21 protein-coding genes are annotated in these 22050 nt (G+C 59.5%); 5 read left to right on the top strand and 16 right to left on the bottom strand.

Annotated elements, in window-relative coordinates; translation table 11 throughout:
* The first annotated feature begins 284 nt into the window (after positions 1-284).
* Together rlmM and tusA are read left to right on the top strand one after the other, a co-directional pair.
* Positions 285-1367 carry a 23S rRNA (cytidine(2498)-2'-O)-methyltransferase RlmM gene (gene rlmM / locus KSP9073_RS16095; RefSeq protein ID WP_108843954.1) on the top strand — a complete coding sequence of 361 codons (1083 nt, stop codon included), beginning with the start codon at positions 285-287 and terminating at the stop codon, positions 1365-1367.
* A gap of 47 nt (positions 1368-1414) precedes the next feature.
* Positions 1415-1666, top strand: coding sequence for a sulfurtransferase TusA (gene tusA / locus KSP9073_RS16090; protein WP_108843953.1), 252 nt, complete (start codon positions 1415-1417; stop codon positions 1664-1666).
* Positions 1667-1668: 2 nt separating this feature from the next.
* Here tusA and KSP9073_RS16085 read toward each other — a convergent pair whose 3' ends face one another.
* Both KSP9073_RS16085 and KSP9073_RS16080 read right to left on the bottom strand, forming a co-directional pair.
* Positions 1669-2361: a hypothetical protein gene (locus KSP9073_RS16085; protein WP_108843952.1), complete on the bottom strand. Its 693-nt coding sequence runs from the start codon at positions 2359-2361 to the stop codon at positions 1669-1671.
* A gap of 171 nt (positions 2362-2532) precedes the next feature.
* Positions 2533-4002 carry an MATE family efflux transporter gene (locus tag KSP9073_RS16080; protein WP_108843951.1) on the bottom strand — a complete coding sequence of 490 codons (1470 nt, stop codon included), beginning with the start codon at positions 4000-4002 and terminating at the stop codon, positions 2533-2535.
* Between the two features lie 116 nt (positions 4003-4118).
* Between KSP9073_RS16080 and KSP9073_RS16075 the strand changes: the two genes are divergently transcribed.
* A complete protein-coding gene (locus KSP9073_RS16075; protein WP_108844006.1) occupies positions 4119-4652 on the top strand; it encodes an elongation factor P hydroxylase in 534 nt (177 codons plus the stop codon).
* Positions 4653-4675: 23 nt separating this feature from the next.
* Here KSP9073_RS16075 and KSP9073_RS16070 read toward each other — a convergent pair whose 3' ends face one another.
* Positions 4676-5191 (bottom strand): hypothetical protein, encoded by a 516-nt coding sequence (locus tag KSP9073_RS16070; protein WP_108843950.1) that lies wholly within the window; start codon positions 5189-5191, stop codon positions 4676-4678.
* A gap of 68 nt (positions 5192-5259) precedes the next feature.
* Positions 5260-6111, bottom strand: a complete 852-nt coding sequence (locus tag KSP9073_RS16065) for a TatD family hydrolase (protein WP_243409262.1) — start codon at positions 6109-6111, stop codon at positions 5260-5262.
* A gap of 124 nt (positions 6112-6235) precedes the next feature.
* On the opposite strand from KSP9073_RS16065, the gene KSP9073_RS16060 reads away from it, so the two are divergent.
* Positions 6236-8143 (top strand): ATP-binding cassette domain-containing protein, encoded by a 1908-nt coding sequence (locus KSP9073_RS16060; RefSeq protein WP_108843949.1) that lies wholly within the window; start codon positions 6236-6238, stop codon positions 8141-8143.
* Between the two features lie 146 nt (positions 8144-8289).
* Here KSP9073_RS16060 and KSP9073_RS16055 read toward each other — a convergent pair whose 3' ends face one another.
* From KSP9073_RS16055 to leuS, 6 genes are all read right to left on the bottom strand, one after another.
* Positions 8290-8748: a universal stress protein gene (locus KSP9073_RS16055; protein WP_108843948.1), complete on the bottom strand. Its 459-nt coding sequence runs from the start codon at positions 8746-8748 to the stop codon at positions 8290-8292.
* Positions 8749-8906: 158 nt separating this feature from the next.
* Entirely contained in the window at positions 8907-9359 is a 453-nt protein-coding gene (gene slyA / locus KSP9073_RS16050; protein WP_108843947.1) for a transcriptional regulator SlyA, read from the bottom strand.
* 87 nt (positions 9360-9446) lie between these two features.
* The gene (locus tag KSP9073_RS16045; RefSeq protein WP_108843946.1) at positions 9447-10550 is read right to left on the bottom strand and encodes a DUF5924 family protein; all 1104 of its coding nucleotides are present in this window, start codon (positions 10548-10550) and stop codon (positions 9447-9449) included.
* Between the two features lie 5 nt (positions 10551-10555).
* The gene (gene holA / locus KSP9073_RS16040) at positions 10556-11629 is read right to left on the bottom strand and encodes a DNA polymerase III subunit delta (protein WP_108843945.1); all 1074 of its coding nucleotides are present in this window, start codon (positions 11627-11629) and stop codon (positions 10556-10558) included.
* A 13-nt stretch (positions 11630-11642) separates the two neighbouring features.
* A complete protein-coding gene (locus KSP9073_RS16035) occupies positions 11643-12185 on the bottom strand; it encodes an LPS-assembly lipoprotein LptE (protein ID WP_165814281.1) in 543 nt (180 codons plus the stop codon).
* Between the two features lie 91 nt (positions 12186-12276).
* The gene (gene leuS, locus KSP9073_RS16030) at positions 12277-14868 is read right to left on the bottom strand and encodes a leucine--tRNA ligase (RefSeq protein ID WP_108843943.1); all 2592 of its coding nucleotides are present in this window, start codon (positions 14866-14868) and stop codon (positions 12277-12279) included.
* Positions 14869-15130: 262 nt separating this feature from the next.
* Between leuS and KSP9073_RS16025 the strand changes: the two genes are divergently transcribed.
* Positions 15131-15712: a zinc ribbon-containing protein gene (locus tag KSP9073_RS16025; protein ID WP_108843942.1), complete on the top strand. Its 582-nt coding sequence runs from the start codon at positions 15131-15133 to the stop codon at positions 15710-15712.
* Between the two features lie 4 nt (positions 15713-15716).
* On the opposite strand, the gene KSP9073_RS16020 is transcribed toward KSP9073_RS16025, so the two are convergent.
* From KSP9073_RS16020 to KSP9073_RS15995, 6 genes are all read right to left on the bottom strand, one after another.
* Positions 15717-17126 (bottom strand): MFS transporter, encoded by a 1410-nt coding sequence (locus KSP9073_RS16020; RefSeq protein WP_207771502.1) that lies wholly within the window; start codon positions 17124-17126, stop codon positions 15717-15719.
* Positions 17127-17257: 131 nt separating this feature from the next.
* Positions 17258-18001 (bottom strand): YdcF family protein, encoded by a 744-nt coding sequence (locus tag KSP9073_RS16015; protein WP_108843941.1) that lies wholly within the window; start codon positions 17999-18001, stop codon positions 17258-17260.
* Between the two features lie 30 nt (positions 18002-18031).
* Positions 18032-19519, bottom strand: a complete 1488-nt coding sequence (lnt, locus tag KSP9073_RS16010) for an apolipoprotein N-acyltransferase (protein WP_108843940.1) — start codon at positions 19517-19519, stop codon at positions 18032-18034.
* Between the two features lie 95 nt (positions 19520-19614).
* Positions 19615-20508, bottom strand: a complete 894-nt coding sequence (locus KSP9073_RS16005; protein WP_108843939.1) for a CorC family transporter — start codon at positions 20506-20508, stop codon at positions 19615-19617.
* On the bottom strand, positions 20505-21032 hold the full coding sequence (gene ybeY, locus KSP9073_RS16000; protein ID WP_108843938.1) for an rRNA maturation RNase YbeY: 528 nt from the start codon (positions 21030-21032) through the stop codon (positions 20505-20507). The genes KSP9073_RS16005 and ybeY overlap by 4 nt, the downstream gene beginning before the upstream one ends.
* Positions 21029-22030: a PhoH family protein gene (locus KSP9073_RS15995; protein ID WP_108843937.1), complete on the bottom strand. Its 1002-nt coding sequence runs from the start codon at positions 22028-22030 to the stop codon at positions 21029-21031. The genes ybeY and KSP9073_RS15995 overlap by 4 nt, the downstream gene beginning before the upstream one ends.
* Positions 22031-22050: the final 20 nt, after the last annotated feature.

Genomic DNA, 22050 nt, shown 5'->3' with positions numbered 1-22050 from the left:
ACGGCTCCGCGCCGATGGTAGTGTGGGGTCTCCCCATGTGAGAGTAGGTCATCGTCAGGCACCCCTTCCGAACCCCGGTCCTTAACAGGACCGGGGTTCTTTTATGCGCGCCATCCGGCCGCCACGGTCCGTGGTGCGGCCCCGCCCGCGGTCACTGACGTGACCGGCGGGCGAGGGCACCCCGCCTCAGGGCGTCTGGTTCATGGCGGCCAGTGAGCTTCGACCAGCATTGATCGTGTACAATACGTGCTCTTATGCACCGTCTTCCCGGAACAGCCTCCCTTATGTCTGCAAATGCCGATCGTGTTGCCAGCGAAATACTGCTTTACTGCCGCGCCGGCTTTGAAGCGGATCTTGCGGCAGAAATTGCTAAAAAGGCTGCTGTGCTTGGCGCCAATGGCTATCCGATTGCTGCTCCCGGCACCGGGTTCATACGCTATATATTGGCCGATCATCAGCCGGCGCATACCCTTCAAAAGCAGCTCTCCTTTGAGACGCTGGTATTCCCCCGGCAGACACTGGTGGCATTCCCGCCGCTTGCCAATATGGACCGGGAAGACCGCATATCACCTGTCATGGCATTGATTCGCGAAAGCGGCTGGAGCTTTGAACATATCTGCCAAGACATCCCGGATACCAACGACGGCAAGGCACTGACCGGGCTTGGCAAATCGATCCAGAAGGCACTGGAGAGCGCCAGTCGTAAATGCGGTGCACTACGCCGCAAGGCAGGCAAGCGCTGGCTGCATCTGTTCTGGACCGCCGGTGATCAGGTTCAGGTGGCCATCAGTTTTCCGGGCAATCGCAGCGAGTATGCCAACGGTATTCGCCATCTCCGGTTTCCGCATGATGCGCCTAGCCGCTCGACCCTTAAACTCGAAGAGGCCTGGCATACCTTTATTGCGCCGGACCAATGGGATGTGTTGCTTGATGAAAACATGTGGGCTGCCGACCTGGGGGCTGCCCCCGGTGGCTGGACATGGCAGTTGGTCAAGCGCGGCATGGGCGTTTATGCCATCGATAATGGTCCCATGCAGGCGTCGCTGATGAATACCGGACAGGTCGAACATCTGCGTGAAGATGCCTATAGCTGGAAGCCTCCGCATACGCTGGACTGGCTGGTATGCGATATGGTGGACCAGCCTGCCAGGGTGGCCAGACTCATGGGGACGTGGCTTGAAAATGGCTGGACGCGTCGGGCCATTTTCAACCTCAAGTTGCCGATGAAGCAGCGCTGGCAGGAGGTCGAACACTGCCTTGATCTTTTACACCATTGCGTCGAAAAGGCCGGATTCAGGGCACATATTAGATGCCGTCACCTCTATCATGATCGGGAAGAAGTGACCGTTTATGTGGCGATTGTTTAATTAAATTTCGACTAATTCACTTGCGAAAAACAAAGCAGGAGAGGGCAATGACGCAACCACCTGAAAGCCACAACACGCTTGATACTTCCGGGCTTTATTGCCCTGAGCCCATCATGATGATGCACAACCGGGTCAGAGAAATGGCGCCGGGGCAGGTGCTTGAAATCATTGCGACTGACCCGGCTACCACGCGTGATGTGCCTAAATTCTGTACCTTTCTTGGGCATGAACTGATCGATCAGCGCGAAGAAGAGGGCACATGGCGCTACTATATTCGCCTTGCCTCTTCTGATCAGTGACCCTATTCCTGTGTCACCATCATGACCGATAGCGCCTCCAGCGTGGCAGGGTCCTGACTGCGAATACGGTTGGCGATCTGGCGCTGAAACAGGTAGAGCGATTCGTGACGGGAATGTCCCGCATAAAGGCAGTCATCCCCGGGCAGGATCGGCTCTTCACAGACCTGGTCTTCATCATGCAGGAGCGCTTCTATGGTGCCGTCGCTGTAGAGATGCCAGCCGTGAACCTGCTTTAGTTGCCAGCTGTCATCGTGAGCATGACACAGGGCGTGGGTCCCCTGCGTATCGGGCAAATGCTGAAGGATGCAGGGCTCGTCTTCATGCTCATACTCGAAATAGGCAGCAGCATGTTCAAGCTCGACTACCTTGTGAAGTGGTGGTGAGTCCATCACAAGCTCTGACTCCGGATCGCGATAGCCTACAAAACGGCCCTGTTCCGGGTCTTCCAGCGTATCGCAGCGGGTCAGACAATCCAGCCAGGGCACCAACCCCACGACGTGCCCGTCTTCCTGTAATCCCCATGCCAGTACCGGCATGCCGTAAAGTGACTGAGGGTCGCTGGCAAGCTGATAAAGCATTTCAAGCCCGTCAAGCTCCGGGGCCAGACGCACAATGCGATGTCTTTTACGCCGCTGCTGACGAACGGTTTCCAGGTCGATAACCTGCATACGATGATGAGTCGACATCGTGTTCATTGCTTGCCCCTCCGGTTATCTGTCCGGTATGTCCCTGTCCTCGATCAAGCTGACGTCCGGTCATTGAGACGCTTTTTTAACTATTAGCACATCTGCAGCAATGAATGTCATACCATAAGTGATACTTTCACGACCCGTGACCGGAAACAACAGTGACCGGCATGCAAGGCATTATGCTTTAGCAGGTGTCGGCCGACAGTGCCGGTCAGATGTGCGGTACAGGCGAAGCCCCAGCAGCACGGAGGCCACGCTGAGCCCGGCAATAAGCCCCAGCCAGTAGCCATAGACGCCCCAGCCGGAGAAGATCTCCGGTACGCCACCGCCCAGCAGGTGACCACCACCCATGCCAACGATCCAGTAGGACGCCAGGGTGATGAGCATGATGATGCGCGTATCCTTGTAGCCTCGCAGTGCCCCCGCCATGCTCACCTGAAGCGCATCTGAAATCTGATAGATGGCTGCCAGCAGTATCAAATTTGCGGCCAGGTCGCGTACCTCCATGTTGCTCGAGTAGAGCGCGACAATCGGATGGGCTGCGACAATCAGCACCATATCGATAAGAAGTGCGGCCACCAGTGCCATGCCGACGCCATTCCAGGCGATAAAGCGCGCACGTTTGCTGTCTCCCTGACCTAGGGTATTGCTCACCCGGACCGTCAATGCCATCCCCAGGGACAGCGGCAGCATGAACAGCAGTGACGTGAAATTAAGCGCCACCTGGTGCGCTGCAACCACGATTTCTCCAAGACTTGCGACAAAAAGCGCAATCAGGGCAAACAGGGTCACTTCCGTAAAAATGGCGACTCCGATCGGTAGTCCCACCCGCAGGAGTTCCATGGTCAGTTTCAGGTCGGGCCGGCTGAGCCCCTGCCATATCTGAACCGGTGCATAGACTCTGGCGCGGTGGGTATAAACGGCCATGCACCCACACATCACCCACATGGCAATCGCCGTGGCCATGCCACAGCCGGTGGCGCCCAGGGCCGGCAAGGCCTTCAGCAAGGGGAATGAGATACCCGTCAAAGACACAATGCCCTCACCACCAAAAATCAGCAGATAGTTGCAGGGAATATTCACGGCCAAACCGATCAGGCTGATCCAGAGGGCGGGGCGGGTGTGATTGACGCCATCGGAAAACGCGCGTAGCGCCTGATAAAGCGCAACGGCCGGCATGCCAAAGGCAACGGCGTGCAGGTACCGTGTTGATGATGTGGCGACCGCTTCGGGGACCGACATATAGGTAAAGATCGGTTCGGCTGCCAGCCAGATCAATGCGCATGCTGCCACGCCCAGCACAAGCGCTACCCAGAGGGCCTGATGGACACAGGGTCGAATGGCGCCTTGTTGTCGTGCGCCCATGTGCTGGGCAACGATGGGCGTCAGGCCCATTAACGTTCCAGTCATGAACAGCATCAGGGGCACCCAGAGACTGGCGCCAACGGAGACGGCCGCTAGATCCGTGGCACTGGAGTGGCCGGACATCATGACGTCAACGGTACTCATGGCGGCCTGCGCCAGCTGGGCCCCAAGTATGGGCAGCGCCAGACGCGCCAGTGCAGAGGTTTCAAGGCGACAGGCAGTAGGGTCGATGCGTAACAAGGCCGGCTCCAGCCAGAAGAAAGCGCCATTGTAGCAAAGCATGATCCTGCCAAAGCCTTCGGGATTCGAGCCTCGTGATAAAGTGGCGCTTCAAACGCAGACCCCAGGAGACACAGGTGACCTCTCAGCAACAGGAACAGTGCCAGGTCGAGCAGTTGATGGCGCTTTTCAATCATGTGTTCTCGTCGCGCTATCAGACCCGCCTGGTGCGCGGTGACGATGAACCCATCTATCTGCCTGCCGACGACGCGCACGCCCACCACCGCATCGTGTTCGCCCACGGTTATTTTGCCAGTGCACTGCACGAAATCAGTCACTGGTGTATTGCCGGGGCGCAAAGGCGGTTATTGGAGGATTACGGCTACTGGTATATGCCGGATGGCCGCGATGACAGCGCTCAGGAAGCTTTCGAGACCGCCGAAATTGCGCCTCAGGCGATCGAAAAGGTACTGACACAGGCCTGTGGCCGACACTTTAATGTCAGCGTGGACAATCTTGAGGGCAGTGCAGAGGTGGATCGCGACGCGTTTGCTGCCAGAGTGGAAGCCAGACGACAGCGCTATCTGGTGGAAGGCCTTCCTGTACGGGCGGAAGCCTTTCGACAGGCGCTGTTAGCGCTTTTCAGCGAAGGGCAATCGCCCGAACAGGCAGGTCGTTGTGCGGGCGATTGGCTCGATCAACACAGACATTGAGCTGATCGGTTGGCAGGGCGGGCTCAGTCGGCGAGCATCTCGTCATCCATCCAGCGAACATGCAGCTTCAACAGCGTCTCCAGATCATGCTCTGCACGTCCCGGCTCGAGCCCCATTTCACTGAACATCTCGCTGCGCTGCTGGTGCCACTCTTCCGGATCACTATAGAGCGTACCGGCATCGACAATGGACACGAACATGGTGCCTGCAATGACCTCGAAAATACGCGCCAGGGCCGCCTCGTCCTGCTCGGGGTTCGCACTATAGAGCGTGCTGCCCTGATAATCGGCCTCCAGCTCGCGTATCACGTCGCTGACACTGACGCCCATGGTGAGAAGCTCATCGGCGTGATAGTCCCCAAGGCTTGCCACATCGTCTTCAAGCCACGTCTCATCGGGCTGGATCAGGGTATGTTTGACCCCGCCATCCGGCAGCGTCCAGGCAATGGCGACCGGCACATCACCTTCCCCGCTTTCCAGCGCGATGAAACCGGGAAGATTCAGACCTTCGGTCTCGGAAAACTCGTAATCGTCCTGCATGTCCATGGTGTCCTGAAGTAGGTTTGTCCTGGCGTAGGATCTGTTCTGAAGTAGACCGTCTAAAACGGTTATGCCGGGTCGGGAATATTAAAGAAGCGACGCGCGTTGGCGGTGGTGTCACGTGCAATGACAGCCTCGCTGCCCCCCCGACAAAGCGCGATTTCCCGTGCAATCCAGGGCAGCAGCGCCGGTTCGTGGCGTCTGCCCTTGAGTTTGGCGGGCAGGTTGCGTGGCAGCAGATAGGGACAGTCGGTCTCGATCATCAACCGATTGTCGGGAATATCGACAACCAGTTCGCGCAGATGCTCACCGCGGCGTTCGTCGCACAGCCAGCCTGTCTGGCCGATATACAGGTCGAGGTCCAGATAGCCATACAGCGTGTCCCTGTCTCCCGTAAAGCAATGAACCACTGCCGGCCCGATGTCATCGCGCCACTGCCTGAGCATGTCCAGCATATCGCTGCCGGCATCACGCTCATGTAGAAACAGGGGCTTTTTGGTTCTTGCCGCCATCTCCAGATGGGCCTCGAAGGCGCGCCTTTGATCGGCGGGCGTCGAAAAATCGCGATGATAATCCAGGCCGCACTCGCCCACGGCCAGCACACGGGGGTGATCGAGAAAATCCTCGATAAAGCGTTTGAGCGAGCTGTCGAAGTCGCCGGCGTGATGGGGGTGTAACCCGGCCGTGGCGTAAAGCGCCACCGGATTTTCCCGCTGCGTCAGCTCGACGCTGGCCTCAATACTGGCGCGGTCCGTGCCGGTCAGCACCATCGCGGTCAGGTTGGCCCGGGCGGCGCGCTCGAGTACAGCGTCCAGATCCTTTTGAAAGCTTTCATGTGCCAGGTTGGCACCGATATCAATCAGGGGTTCCGGGGATTGAAAGCACAAAGCGTCAGGCAGCATGCCGTCTCCGTGGGTCATGAGGGTTCCGGTCGCCATTGTAGGACAGGCACTTCATTGATGTCCCATCGCCCGGCAGCCATTCCCCGGATGCATGAGGTACAATAAGGCCTTCGCATACGCCTTCACTAATTTGTAGAGCTCCATGACGCTTTTACGACTGGAACAGCTTCAACTGGCCTATGGCACCCATGTGCTGCTTGATGGCGCCGACCTCGTGCTGGAGAAGGGCGAGCGTCTGGCGCTGGTGGGTCGCAACGGTACCGGCAAGTCCACCCTGATGTCTCTGATCGAGGGACGTGCCCTGCCGGATGGCGGCAATGTCTGGCGGATGCCGGGGCTTCGGGTCGGCACGCTGCTGCAGCATCTGCCACCGGCAGAGGGGCGCACCATTTTTGATGTGGTCGCCGAAGGGCTGCCCGAAACCGGTGAGCTTCTGAGCCAGTATCAGCATCTGATCGAGTCTGACGATCCCGACATGGATCGCATGGCCACGCTGCAGACCGCCATCGAAGCAAGGGATGGCTGGTCCTATCACCAGCGTATCGATACGGTACTGACCCGTCTGGGGCTGCCGGCCACGGCCATGATGGAAGGCCTGTCGGGCGGCTGGCGGCGACGCGTGGCCCTGGCGCGTGCCCTGGTGGTGGATCCGGATGTCCTGCTGCTGGATGAGCCGACCAACCATCTGGATCTGGATACCATCCAGTGGCTGGAAGAGCAGCTTTTACAGTTCAACGGCTCAGTACTGTTCATCACCCACGACCGCGCCTTCCTCAAGCGGCTGGCCACCGGCATTCTGGAGCTTGATCGTGGCCGTCTTGGGCGCTATTCGGGCGATCATGAAACGTATCAGGCCCAGAAACAGCATGAGCTCGAGATCGAGTCACGCGAGCGCGACGAGTTTGACAAGAAACTGGCGGCCGAAGAGCGCTGGATTCGCCAGGGCGTCAAGGCGCGTCGAACCCGTAACGAAGGCCGGGTGCGCGCGCTCGAGAAGCTTCGCAGTGAACGGGCCGAGCGTCGTGAGCGCCAGGGCAATGCCAATATCAACGTCGATAGCGGCGAGCGCAGCGGCAAACGCGTGGTGGAGCTTGAAAACGTCAGCCACCGGTTCGGACAGGACTGGGTCGTACGCAACCTGTCCATCGAAATCCAGCGCGGTGACCGAATCGGCTTTATTGGTCGTAACGGGGCCGGCAAGACAACACTTTTGAAGATTTTGCTGGGCCAGCTCGAACCTCAGGAAGGCAGTGTTCGGGAAGGCACCAATCTCAAGGTGGCCTATTTTGACCAGCTTCGAGCAGGGCTGGATATGGAAGCCACCGTGCTGGATAACGTGGCCGGCGGGCGGGATCAGGTCACCATCAACGGGCGTGACCGCCACGTCATGAGCTATCTGCAGGACTTTCTGTTCTCGCCCGATCGTGCACGCCAGCCCGTTCGTGCCCTGTCAGGCGGAGAGTCCAATCGCCTGCTGCTGGCCAAGCTGTTTACCCAGCCGGCCAATGTTCTGGTCCTTGATGAGCCGACCAATGACCTGGACGTGGAAACCCTGGAGCTGCTGGAAGAGTTGTTGATCAACTTTGACGGCACGCTGCTGCTGGTCAGTCACGACCGCGCCTTCATGGACAACGTCGTGACCAGCGTTCTGGCCTTTGAAGGCGACGGTGTCATCCGGGACTATGTTGGCGGCTATACCGACTGGGTACGACAGGGGGGCAAGCTGCCGCCGGCGCCCGGAGAAATGCGTGAGCGGGCCTCCAATACCGGTGACGGCGCGACCGCAAGGACGCCGCCTCCGGAAAAGAGCAGCGTTGCTGCACCTGCCAAAAAGAAACTCAGCTATAAGCTGCAGCGTGAGCTTGAGCAGCTCCCCGGGCAGATCGAGGCGCTTGAAACCCGTATTGCCGAGCTGGAGGCGACCATCGGGTCGGCCAATTTCTATCAGCAGGACAGTGACACCATTGACGCAACGCTTGCCGATCATGGCAATGCTCAGCAGGCGCTTGAGCAGGCGATGGAACGCTGGCTTGAACTGGAAAGCGCCTGAGCAGCCGGCATGAAGCCATGAGAAGCCATCTTTTGTAAGCGATGCGCTTTGAGCCACAGGATAGTCGGCCATCATAAAAAGGGGCACCGTTATTCACGGTGCCTCTTTTTTATTCAACGGATTTTACGCAACGGATGACGCGGGCATCATTCGGTGGCTTCACCGTCTGCGCCAACGCGCACGGCCAGAACATCACATTTGGCACCATGCAGGACCCCGGTAGACGTTGACCCCAGCAGCAACGCAAACCCGGTTCTGCCGTGAGAGCCCACCACGATCAGGTCGACATCGCGCTCGCCGGCAAAGCGGTGGATCTCGGCGTCCGGCATGCCCACTACCACATGCTGATCTTCGCGCGGAATGCCATGAGCATCGGCAATTTCGGCCAGCCGGTCACGGGCATGACCATCCAGCTGATCCTGAATGCTCGTGAGGTCCATGGGAATATCGCCGCCGTAGGCAAAGCCCAGCGGTTCGAGCGTGTGCATGATGGAAACCCTGGCATTCTGGTTTCGTCGTGCAATACGTATGGCACGTGCCAGAACCAGCCCGGAATCGCGTGTCAGGTCAACGGCGACCAGTACGTGCTGATAAAATTCGCTCATGTTCCTGTTCTCCCATCATTTTCCGAAGCGAAGGGCTTCATGGCTTGATCCGTCGACAATGCCTCGTCAGCGTCGTGATCCTAATTTATCCGCTGACGAACAGGGAGGGAAGAGGCCGGAAGTGCCAGAAGAAAAAAGTATCAGCAGAAAAAATCGACTCAGGTCGACGGTTCGCTGTCCTGCAGTGCCAGCTCGTGGCTGCCGTTGCTTTCGATCAGGGTCAGGACACGCTCAAACTGCTCAAGGTCCTCTTCGCTGATGTCCTTGAGCATATCGCTGCGGGCGTCGTTGACCGCCTTTTCGATCTCTTCAAGCAGGGGGGTGGCTCGCGTCGTGAGATACACCAGCTTGGTACGACGATCTTCCTCGCTCGGCCGACGTTCGATCAGCCCCTGCTGACCCAGTTGATCCAGCGTGCGCACCAGTGACGGTGCTTCAACACCAATCGTGCGCGCCAGATCACACTGTGCCTGACCATCTCCATAGCGCCATAGATGATAAAGCGTGACCCAGCGCGTATGTGTCATGCCAAGGGGGGCGAGCCGCTTGTCGATCACGGCGCGCCACAGCCGCGGTACACGCGAAACCTTGAGGCAGAGAGATTCGTGCATGTTGTCCGTTGGTCATGATGGATCGGGCGCCGGTGTTCGAATGACGGCGCCGCGATGCGGGTTAACTTTTGTCCGGGACGGCAGGGATCAATCCTTTTGATGCCTGCGCAGCCAGCCGATGCCAGGCGTTCTTTCGAGACGACCATCGACCTTGCGGGCCTGATCGACATCGTCGATCACCTCAAAGCGTATCACGCCCAGCCGCTGTCCGGCATCCGTTACCACATCAACCTGCCAGTCTCCTGCAATATCGGTTCCAAAGTGCTGCTTGCGTGACCAGGCACGATAGCCCTGATCCCGACCGCCCTGAATGGTCAGGTCAATCTCGTCTACCACCTTGCCTTCGTGGCGCCAGACATGGCGGATGTGCTCGTTGAGTCCCAGAGGGGCATGAACGGCCGTAAAGGCATAAAGCCCCCTGGCGCGAAGGTTGTCGGGTGTCAGCACTATGCTGCCTTGCGGCTCGCGCTCGGCGGTATCAAAGGAAGGCGACAGGGCGCTGGCATCGATCCAGAGCGTGGCCGGCGGGATAAAGGTCCGAAGCGCCCAGGCGCCCCCGCTGATACTGATGGCCAGAACCACCAGTGCCAGCCACCGCAAGGCGTTGTCAGGGCGCAGGATGCTGATCAGACTGGGCAGCGCTACCAGCGGAAAAACGATGGCGGCCAGCAGGAGACTGGTCCCGGTAGACAGTCGCAGCAGTAGCGGGCCGACCACCAGCAGTACCGCAAATACGCACAGGGCGTGGTAGCTGAAATAGAGCCAGCGGCGCTTTTCAGCAATACTGAAATAAAGTGGATCAACGATGGAGACGATGGCGCAGACAACCAGCAAACCGGTAAAGATGGCCTGACCGCTGTCCCAGACCGTTGTGATCAAGAAAAAGGGCAGACAGAAAAACAGGGTTTCCTGATGGGTCAGCTGGGCACAGAAAGTGGCCAGCAGCCTGGGTAGCGAGGAGTGTTCACGGTGGCGATGCCACCAGCTCCAGAGGCTTTCAAGCGACAGTAGAAGCCAGGTCAGCATCAGCGCCAGCGCCAGCCATGCGCCCAGACTCTGCTGGCGACTGATCAAAAAGAAGCTGAAGATGCCACTGCCAAAACTGATCAGCGGCCATAGCCAATAATAGCGGCGCAGCCAGTGATACAGTCGCTCCAGCCGTGCAGGCACAAGATTGGACACATTGGTCATGGGGCTTATCCGCGTCCGGGCAGGGTAATACGATAGCTGTCCGCCATCTCGGCCAGCATGCCGCGGCCGCCGGCCAGCGTCAGGGCAAGATCGGCAAGGCTTGCCCAGGTCGGCAGGGGCGCGGCCCCCTTGATGGCCTGATCGATGCGCTGTGACAGCAGCAACAGTTTGTGAAGTCGCTTCAGGGGCAGCCGCTTCAGAGCCTGCTGATACTGGGGACGTCGCTTTTCCGGAATCATGGGGCGTTGCGCCTTGCAGGCATGTTCAAGGCTCTGGCCCTGATCCATGTGTTGCCGAACAGAGAGCAGCGTACGCAGCTCACGAGTCAGTGCCCACAACACCACGGGCGCCTCAATGCCTTCTTCTCTTAATCCCGACACGATGCGCACCGCCCGGTCACGTTCACCACGCAGGCAGGCATCGGTCAGGTTAAAGACATCAAAGCGGGCACTGTCTTCTGTATCGGCAGCAACGGCCTGCGCATTCAGTCGCGCACCGGCCGGGTGCACCAGTGCCAGTCGAATCAGTGCCTGATCAGCGGCCAACAGATTGCCTTCGGTACGCTCGGCCAGCAGTCGCGCCGCCTCCTGATCCAGATCCAGACCGTGGCGACCGGCGCGGTCACGCACCCAGAAGTGCAGTCGCTGATGATCGATAGGCCACACCGGCACATGAACGCCCTTGCCCTCAAGCGTTTTGAACCATTTGCTCTGCAAAAGGCGCCGTTCCATGCGTCCGGCGCTGATCAACAGGATATCGCTGCTGCTGTCGGCTTGCTGCGCGTAGGCTTCCAGCGCGCGCGCGCCTTCCTGACCGGGCGACTGCGATCCCAGTCGCAGCTCGATCAGTCGGGAAGTGGCAAACAGCGACAGATTATTGGCACTTTCCATCAGTTGATGCCAGCCGAATCCCTGTTCCACCTGCAGAATTTCACGCTCCTCGACACCGGCTTCGCGGGCGCGATGTCGAATGGCATCACAGGCTTCCATGTGCAGCAGCGGCTCTTCACCGGCCACGATATAGATGGGCGAAAGCTTGCGTGCAAGCTGCTCGGACAGCTTGTCAGGGTAGACCCTCATTCAGTCCGGTCCTTCAGGAGGAGGGTGCCGTCGAACGTTGAACGGTCCCGCTGCTGTCAGGCTGAAAGGTCTGTAGCCGGTCAATCAGACGGCGAGCCGCTTCCTGATGAAGCTCGTCCTTCAATGCCTCACGGGCGTCGTCGCGCGTCAACAGCTGATCACTGCTGGTATAGAAGGTCCCCGACACGACCACACTTTCCTGGCTGGCCAGATAGGCGCCGTCGGCGACCCGTTGCAGCGACCAGGGCACGGTCAGCGTCAGCTGACGCTCCTGCGTTCCGGCCTCACCAAATGTCAACTCGCGCTCCTGAAACTCTTCCGAGCTTAGGTTAAGACGCAGGGGGGCCTGGTCGTTAAGGGTAACGCCGGCGCTGTTGAGCTCCTGGGTGACCTGGCGGGTCAGTGCACTGGTCGGGCCGCCGGCACTTTCCAGCGCCATCTCACCGAGCGTCAGCGTGCTGCCGGGCCCCGTGCCACGAAGCTGAAAACCACAGCCGGCCAGAGCCAGCACAAGGCCTGCGCCTGCCAGGCCTGCAAGAAACGAGCGTCTTTTCACCTTGAACTCCTTGTACGCCATGACAGCAGCGCAGAGGGTATTGTCCTGTTTCCCGCCGGCGGACGACGGGAAGCGTTCCGGAAACGTCGGTTCAGCCGACCACAATATTGATCAGCTTGCCGGGCACCACGATCACCTTGCGCACCGTCTTGCCCTCGATATGGCGGCCAACATTGGCATCCTGCATGGCGGCCTGCTCGATATCATCACGTTCGGCGCTGGCCGGCATGCTGATACGTGCCCGCAGCTTGCCATTGACCTGAACGGCCAGCTCAACGCTGTCACGCGTCAGGGCCTGCTCGTCGGTCTGCGGCCATTGGGCATCGATGACGGTCGTGTCATGACCCAGATGCTGCCAGAGCGCGTGCATGGCGTGCGGTGTAATGGGGGCGAGCAGCAGCACACAGGCTTCCAGCGCTTCGCGGACGACTGCCAGTCCCTGTGGGCTGGTATCTTCAAAGCGCGAGATCGCGTTGGAAAGCTCCATGACGGCGGCAATGGCGGTGTTGAACGTGATGCGTCGGCCAATGTCATCGCTGGCCTTGGCGATGGTTTCATGCGTCTTGCGTCGCAGCGTGCGCTGATCATCATCAAGGTTTTCGGTCTCCAGCGCGGCCGGCACGCCGGTCTCGACATGGTCGGTGACCTGACGCCAGAGACGCTTGAGAAAGCGATGGGCGCCTTCAACGCCGGAATCGGACCACTCAAGCGACTGCTCGGGCGGTGCGGCAAACATCATGAAAAGGCGTACGGTGTCGGCACCGAAGCGATCAATCATGGACTGTGGGTCGACGCCGTTGTTTTTCGACTTCGACATCTTCTCGATGCCGCCGGGCGTGACCGGTTCGCCGTCGCTGATCAGGCGAGCGGTCAGTGGCCGTCCGCGCTCGTCGCGCTCTACCGTGACTTCAAGCGGGTTGAACCAGTCACGGCCGCCATTGGGCAGGTCACGGTAGTAGGTTTCAGCCACCACCATGCCCTGCGTGAGCAGGCGCTTGAAGGGTTCGTCGCTTTCGACCAGACCGAAATCACGCATCAGCTTGTGGAAGAAGCGGGCATAGAGCAGGTGGAGGATGGCGTGTTCAATCCCGCCGATGTAGATGTCCACCGGCAGCCAGTAGTTGGCGCGCTCATCCAGCATGGCCTGATCGTTGTCGGCACAGCAAAAACGGGCGTAATACCAGGACGACTCCATGAAAGTGTCAAAGGTATCGGTCTCGCGAACCCAGCCATCACCCAGATCATAAAAGGACGGCATTTTCTTAAGCGGCGAGCCCGTGGCATCGAATTCGACTTCACGAGGCAGTTCGACCGGCAGCTCATCATCGGTCAGTGGGACGGTCTGGCCCTCGGGGCCATACTTGACCGGAATCGGCGCACCCCAGTAGCGCTGGCGGGCCACGCCCCAGTCACGCAAGCGGAAATTGGTTTTAACCACGCCACAGCCTTCCTGCTCCAGGCGAGCAGAGATGTTCGAAAAGGCAGCGTCAAAATCAAGGCCGTTATAGTCGCCGGAGTTGATCAGTGTGCCATGTTCAGTAAAGGCGCCCTCGGTAAGATCGGGGGCTTCGCCTTCGCCATTGGCAATGACCGGTACGATCGGCAGGTCGTATTTGGTGGCAAACTCCCAGTCACGCTGGTCATGCCCGGGCACGGCCATGACAGCGCCGGTGCCGTACTCCATGAGAACGAAGTTGGCCACGAAAACCGGAAGTCGATCGCCGCTGATGGGGTGAATGGCTTCAAAGCCGGTGGCCAGCCCCTTTTTCTCCATGGTGGCCATGTCGGCTTCCGAGGTGCCGCCCTGGCGACACTCCTGACGAAAGGCCGTCATGCCCTCGACGTGAGCGCTGGCGGCATCTGCCAGCGGGTGATCGGCGGCCACGGCCAGATAGGTCACGCCCATCAGGGTATCCGGGCGGGTCGTAAATACCGTCAGCGCCTCGCTACCTTCCGGCAGCTCGGGGCCGTCGCTGGCCACATCAAAGCTCAATTCCAGACCGCGTGACTTGCCGATCCAGTTACGCTGCATGGTCTTGACCTGTTCCGGCCAGTCAACGTGTTCAAGATCAGCCAGAAGCTCTTCGGCGTAATCGGTAATCTTTAAAAACCACAGCGGGATGTCACGACGCTCGACCTGCGCACCCGAGCGCCAGCCACGGCCATCGATCACCTGCTCATTGGCCAGCACCGTCTGATCTACAGGGTCCCAGTTGACCGTGGAGTTCTTTTTGTAGACCAGGCCCTTTTCGACCAGCCGCGCGAAAAACCACTGTTCCCAGCGGTAGTAGTCGCTGTCGCAGGTCGCGAATTCGCGGTCCCAGTCATAGGCAAATCCCAGTGCCTTGAGCTGGTCGCGCATGTAATCGATGTTTTGATGGGTCCATTCACCGGGCGCGACGCGATTTTTGATCGCGGCGTTTTCGGCCGGCATGCCAAAGGCGTCCCAGCCCATCGGTTGCAGGACGTTTTTACCCTGCATGCGCTGAAAGCGGGAGACGACATCGCCGATGGTGTAATTACGCACATGCCCCATGTGCAGTTTGCCGCTGGGGTAGGGAAACATGCACAGGCTGTAATACTTTTCGCGAGTGGCATCTTCAACCGCCTTGAAACAGCGGTTTTTCTCCCAGAATTGCTGGGCGGTGCGTTCGATTTCGAAGGGATTGTATTGTGCGTCCATCGTGTTCGTCTTGAAGCCTTAGGCGTTGGGCAGCGACGCCCTGAAAATGTATGCGGGCCGAATGACCGATAGTCGAGGCAGCGAAACGACGTCATGATGTGATCAACATCGTTCTGGACAGCGCGCCCTGAGCCGTCAATGCTTGAAAGGACGACATCGATTCGGCCGCTGGTGGTGATCAAGGATACCCGACTCGGCCAGTGACAGGTAGGCCCGAGCCGCGACGTTTCCATCGTCAAACACACACGCAAGGAGCAGGGCCATGGCTGAGCATGACAAACCCGCAAGAGACAACGATATCGCGCCTGCAACCCCGCAAAATGATGCCTCGGGCGAGATCTCTGGCGATCACGGTTCCGGGCGCCTCTCGGAGGCCTATGAACGTATTGTGGCGCGCTTTAACAGCCGCAGCGACTCACTGTCCCGTGAAGGGATGCAGGAGGAGCTTGATGAAGCGTTGAGCTTTGAGGCGGAAGTCGAGGAGTTTACCCTTGATGAGCTGGCCATCCTGCGGGCCTGGGTGGAGCGTGACGTCAGCGAGTTTCGACGCTATCTGGTCAGTGGCGGGGAGAGCCTGGCAGGCTTTCTGGGGATCGACCTGAGCCTGCTGTCCGATCGCTTGCGCCAGGGGCTTTTGTCGGTGGCCGATCGCACCGCGCTGGATCAGAGGCGCTTTGAGGAAGAGCTCGAAGTGGCGCGCGCTGATTATACCGAAGGTGAAGTGGTGGCACCGGGCCGCATGTCCTGCGTTCACTGCGAGCATCCTGTCATCCTGCACTATCGACAGCTGCTTGAGCCCTGCCACCAGTGTGGCCATCGCTATTTTCAGCGCGCGGGGTCCTGATCGATCAGGAGGAGGTGGTTGCTGTCTTGTGATGCGAGCCGACGGGCTGGTCATGCCAGCTCGCCTCATTATCATCCAGCGCGCGCTGCGAGGATTCCGGCAGACGTGACCCGCCAATGAAGGCCAGCAAGGCAATGGCGATCAGGTAAAAAGCAGGTGCCAGAGAGTGGCCGGTCAGCGTGATCAGCCACGTGGCGATTAGTGGCGCCGTCCCCCCAAAGATGGTGTAGGCCACGTTGTAACAAAGGGCCGAGGCGGTATAGCGCACGCGTGTCGGAAACTGCTCGGCGAGCAGCACGGCGGTCACCACGCCACACATGACAGCGCCAATGGCCAGCAGCGACGCGCCCAGCATGGCGGGCAGCAGCTCGCCACTGCCGGCCAGATAGTAGGCCGGAAAGACTGCCACCATCAGACACAGGCAGGCACCGCGTATGGTGCTCCGACGCCCGATGCGATCCGACAGTCGTCCTATCACCGGACACAGCAGCCCCGAGAATACCAGCGCCCCGAGACTGGCCAGCAGTGCCGTGGTACGGGTGGCGTTACCCGTGACCTGCATGTAGGTCACCAGATAGGTCGTGAACATGTAAAACGACAGTGCCGTGGCGGAAATGAACGCACTCAGACACACAATGGTCGCGCCATGTGTTTTGACAGTTTCGTTGAGCGTGGCATGGGGCGTTTCAGGGGCTTTCTGCAGGGCCTTGAAGGCGGGCGACTCTTCCAGATGAAGTCGCATGTACAAACCGATCAGGCCCAGTGGTGCGGCGATCAAAAACGGGATGCGCCACCCCCAGGCCTGCATGGTCCCGTCCGACATGACCGTGCTTAACAGCAGGGTCAGCCCGGCGGCACAGCCAAAGGCCATGAAAGTGGAGACGGGAATCAGGCTGCCATAGCGCGCCTTCTGGTGCGTAGGTGCATGCTCCAGCACATAGGTACAGGCCCCGGCATATTCGCCGCCGGCCGAAAACCCCTGAATGCAGCGTGCCAGCGCCAGCAGCATTGGCGCGGCGATACCGATGGCGCCATAGGTGGGCAGTACCCCGATCAGCGCGGTCGCCCCGGCCATCATCAGTATGGTAATGGCCAGTACACGCTTGCGCCCGATGCGATCACCGAGCTTGCCAAAAAAGAGTCCACCGATCGGGCGCAGGGCAAAGGAGACGGCAAATACGGCAAAGGTCTGCAGCAGAGCGAGTGCCGGCTCGCCCGGCGGGAAAAAGTGCTGGGCAATGATGATGGCGAGAAAGCCGTAGGTGGCAAAATCAAACCATTCAACGAAGTTACCGATCGCCGAGGCGACGATCACCTGATGCATCGCCTTGCGTCTTTCCGGCGACAGGGGTTCAGACAGGGGAGAGCGGGAGGGCCCGCTGCTCGATAGGCTGGCGTCATTGTTATTGGACATGGTCGCTTTCCTGAACGAGTAATCAGCATACAAAGGATGCCTGCTCGATCAGTTTGACATCAGCCGTACCCGCCCGCTCCCGTTAAAGCGCCACCCACGTTGTCAGGGACGACCCCAGGACACCTCGCCTTCTACCTTCCGACCAGCAGGCCGATATATTCATGCAGGGCCCAGTAGCTGTTGCTCAGGGCGGTCATGTCCGGTGAGAAACTGCGCGGGCCAAAGCCTGCGCGCGCCGTAAATCCGGTAGGGGCAGCCAAAACGGTCAGGCCTTCATTTTCAAAGGCACGTTTGGCGCGCGGCATGTGCCAGGCGCTGGTTACCAGAATCACGGTGTCGATGTTTTGCTCGCGCAGTATACGGGCGCTATACAGGGCGTTCTGCTCCGTATTATGGCTTTGCACTTCGCGCCAGCGGGTCGGCAAACCAAAGCTGCTTTCAAAGCGAAACGCCATGAGATCCGCTTCCGGCGGATGACGTGTGCCGCGCCGCCCGCCGCCGCCGGCGATCAGTACCGGCAGGTCCGTCTCACGCTTGATGCGTGCCCCATCGGCCAGGCGCTGCATGGCCATCGGGGTGACATCGTCAAAGTCATTGAGCTGATATTGTCCGAACAGGCGCCCACCGCTGAGAATCACGATGGCCTGCGCCTGCTTCCATTGCGTCTGTGTGGCGATGGGCACGGAGGTTTCAAGCGGGTCCATCAGCAGGGTGGCCACTCGTGAGGTGGACAGCGCCCAGAAGACCAGCACAATCGCGATGCCCAGCCGTCGTCCCCAGCGCCGGCGCCAGTGCCACACGACAACCAGGGCGAACAACAGCGCCACGATAATGATGCCCGGCGGCAGGAGATACATCTTTAAAAGCGTCAGCATGGTCAAAGTCTCTGCCAGGGCATCAGGAAATCAGTGGGCGGTTTGATCACGCCGGTGAGTGCGCAAGATACCACCGCACAGCAACATTAACAGTGCCAGGAGTAGCGCAGGCCAGCTGCCCGTCTTCGTAAAGGGTGTCAGCCCTTCCATGGGGCGGATAGTGCCATTGAGCACTGCCGGCTCAAAACGTGGCGCCTGCGCCTGGAGCCGGCCATCCGGGGCCACGATGGCCGTCATGCCATTGTTGGTGGCCCTGAGCAGATAGCGATTGTTTTCCAGCGCCCTGAGCTGGGCCATCTGCATGTGCTGCAGTGGCCCGATGGAGTGGCCAAACCAGGTGTCATTGGAAATGGTCACCAGTGCGTTGGCGTTTTTGGCGCGCTGTCGTACCAGATCGGGATAGACGATTTCATAGCAGATGGCCACGCCCAGACGCAGCCCATGCGCCTGCAGCGGCGGCTGATCATGGCTGCCGGCGCCGATGTTGCCCATCGGGATATTGAATATCTTCAACAGCCCGCCCAGCAGTGGCTCCAGCGGCAGATATTCGCCAAAGGGCACCAGGTGCGCCTTTCGGTACTGCCCGGGCGTGTCCCCCAGAGCAATCATGCTGTTGTAAAACATGCCGTTTTGATCGCGCTGCATGATGCCGGTCATCAGCGTGCTGTCTGCAGGCAGGGTCGACTGCACGCGCTGCAAAAACGGCATGGCCTGCTGTTCCAGCATGGGCAGCGCCGTTTCCGGCCAGATGACAAGATCACTGTCCAGCGCCTGCTGGCGGGTCAGGCTGAAATAAGTGTTGACCGCATCACGCTGCCCGTCGGGTGTCCACTTGCTCAGCTGTGCCAGATCGCCCTGTACCAGAGACACGGTCACGTCATCGCCGACGGGTCGGGCCCATTGTGTGGGCAGGGCCAGTGGTATCAGCCACAGGACTGCCAGCGGTGCCAGCAGCCACCAGTGTCGGGATATCAGGGTTCTGGCCAGCAGCGCACCACTCAGTGACACGACCAGCGAGACAAGATAGACGCCGCCAAGCGGTGCCAGACTGGCAAGTGGCGAGCTGACGTGGGCACTGCCCAGAAAGAGCCAGGGGAAGCCGGTAAAGGCCCAGCTTCGAAAGGCCTCACCCAGTGCCCAGGCCCCGGCAAAGGCCACAATGTCCAGCTTCGACGCGGCGCAGAGGCGGTGCAACAGCGCCGGAAGCATCACAAACAGCGCCATCGTGACGATAAAGAGCCCCGTCAGCACAATGGCCAGCGGCCCACCGGTATTGCCATAGTCATGGATCGAGACATACACCCATGACGCGCCGCTGCCAAACATGCCCACGCCAAACAGCCATCCACGCCATAGTGTCTGTCGCATGTTGATGTGCTGAAGCACAATATAAAACACGGCCAGTGCCACGGGGCCAAGCCCCCAGAGGTCAAAGGGGGCGAAGGTCAGTGTCGTCAGTGCACCGGCCAGCAGGGCCAGAAGCGAACTGACACCGCGACGCTGTAGAAGTGAGGCCATGCTCAATCCTGTAACAGAAAACGGGCAGGCGATCATGCCTGCCCGCTGCGGGGATCACAAGGCAGGGGTATGTTCAGCCCTGCCGCTCTTCTGCATCAATGATCGGATCGGGCGACATCGTCGGCGAGCGTGCCGGTATTGGTGCGGGCCGCCTGAAGCCAGCGAATTCGACGGCTGTCAGCGTTCATGACCGTGAACCGCCATTGCTCGAGTTCGGTGGACTCATTGCGCGCCGGCAGATGACCAAAGCGCTGCATGACCAGCCCCCCGACGGTGTCGAACTCTTCATCGGAAAAGGTGGTTTCAAAGCGCTCGTTGAAGTCGTCGATGGGCGTGAGTGCCTTGACAGCGTAAGTGCCGTTACCCAGGTCACGAATATCGTCTTCCTCATCGATATCGTGCTCATCCTCGATGTCACCGACGATCTGCTCAAGGATATCCTCGATGGTGATGATGCCGGCCGTGCCGCCATATTCATCAACCACGATGGCCATGTGGTTCCGCGTGTCGCGAAATTCGCGCAGCAGATTGTTGAGCCGCTTGGATTCCGGAATAAAAAGGGCAGGCCTTAACACTTCACGCAGCTTGAAGCGCTCGCGCTCCTCGCTGTCCTGAAGGATCAGCGGCAGCATATCCTTGACCAGCAACACGCCCACGACTTCATCAAGATTGTCATCAATGACGGGATAGCGGGAATGCGCTGTCTCACGAATGATGGGCAGGCATTGATCGGGAGAGTGATCGGCCTGAATGGCCACGATCTGGGAGCGGGGCACCATGGCTTCACGTGCCTGCATGGTGCTGATATCAAAGGCCCCCTCGATGATGGTCAGACCATCCTGGTCGAGGCTCAGTCGCGTGGACGCTTCCTTGAGAAAGCTGATCAGCTCGTCACGACTGCTGGGTTCTTCGTTATCGCCGGAAAAAGCGCCGATTATTCTGTCAAGCCAGGATCGGGATGGCTGACTTGCCGGTCGGTCATCGCTCATGCGTCGGTTCTCTTCTCCTCGGATACCTGATGGCCGTCACGCACCCCGAAATCTTCAGGGGCAACAGCATAGGGATCAGAAATGCCCAGCGCGGACAGGATGTCCCGCTCGAGCTGTTCCATGGTCTCGGCCTCATCATCGTCGATGTGATCAAGACCCAATAGATGCAGCGTACCATGCACGATCATGTGGGCGAAGTGGTCCTCGATGCGCTTTTGCTGTTCAAGGGCTTCACGGTGTACCACATGAGGGCTGACCACCAGATCCCCCAGCAGCGGAAGAGGAATCTCCGGCGGTGCCTCAAAGGGGAAAGAGAGCACATTGGTCGATTTGTCGCGACCGCGATAGTCGTGATTAAGGCTCTGGCTCTCTTCTTCACTGGCAAAGCGGACCGTCATCTCGCGACGGATCTCGCCCGGAAAATGCTCAAGCACCGTGGCAAACCAGTGCTCGAGTGCCGTCTCTTCGGGAAGGGCGTCAAAGTCGACCGCCACCTGGCGGTCGACGTAGACAGCATCGCTCATGAGTGGCGATCCTCTTCGGATTCGTGCGCCTCATAGGCATCGATGATGCGCGCGACCAGCGGGTGGCGAACCACATCCTTGGATGCAAAGCGGGTCATGCTGATGCCGTCGACATCCTTGAGGACATTGAGCACGTGAATCAGCCCCGAATGCGTGCCGCGCGGCAGATCCACCTGGGTGACATCACCGGTAATCACGGCGGTGGAGCCAAAGCCGATACGCGTCAAAAACATCTTCATCTGTTCGCGCGTGGTGTTCTGGCTTTCGTCAAGAATGACAAAGGCATTGTTGAGCGTGCGTCCACGCATGTAGGCCAGCGGCGCGATCTCGATGACCTGTTTTTCGATCAGCTTGTTGACCTGCTCAAAGCCCAGCATTTCATAGAGTGCGTCATAAAGCGGGCGCAGGTAGGGGTCGATCTTCTGGGCCAGATCCCCTGGCAGAAAGCCCAGCTTCTCGCCGGCTTCAACGGCCGGACGCACCAGAAGAATGCGGCGCACCTCCTGCTGGTTGAGCGCCTCCACGGCAGCGGCAACGGCCAGGTAGGTCTTGCCGGTGCCCGCAGGGCCGATGCCGAAGTTGATATCGTAATTGCGAATGTGCTCGACATACTGCTGCTGGTTCTGCCCGCGCGGCTTGATGACGGCGCGCGGGGTACGCAGGATGACGCCCTCGCGTGGCATGTCGTCGTCTTCATCCTCGGCAATCGATTCAAGCCCCGATTCCTGCAGATAAAGATGCACGGTTTCCGGCGACAGGGTCTGTGTCTGGGTCTCGCGATACAGATGTTCCAGCACGTTGGCGGTCGCCTTGACGCGTGCGGCATTGCCGGCCAGCTGAAACTCGTTGCCGCGGTTGCGTACCGTGACCTCGAGACGCTGTTCGATCAGGTGAAGATGTTCATCCTGCTGACCGCTGAGATTGGCCAGCCGCATGGGATCATTGGGTTCCAGCGACAGCTGGAGAATACGGTGCGCGTTGGCAGTTTTCTGGGTCAATGTTGGGTCCGGTCGTTGCG

Source organism: Kushneria phyllosphaerae, assembly GCF_900312995.1.
Taxonomy (GTDB): Bacteria; Pseudomonadota; Gammaproteobacteria; order Pseudomonadales; family Halomonadaceae; genus Kushneria; species Kushneria phyllosphaerae.
Note: the sequence above shows the minus strand (reverse complement) of the source record. Positions and strands in the feature narration are given on the sequence as shown.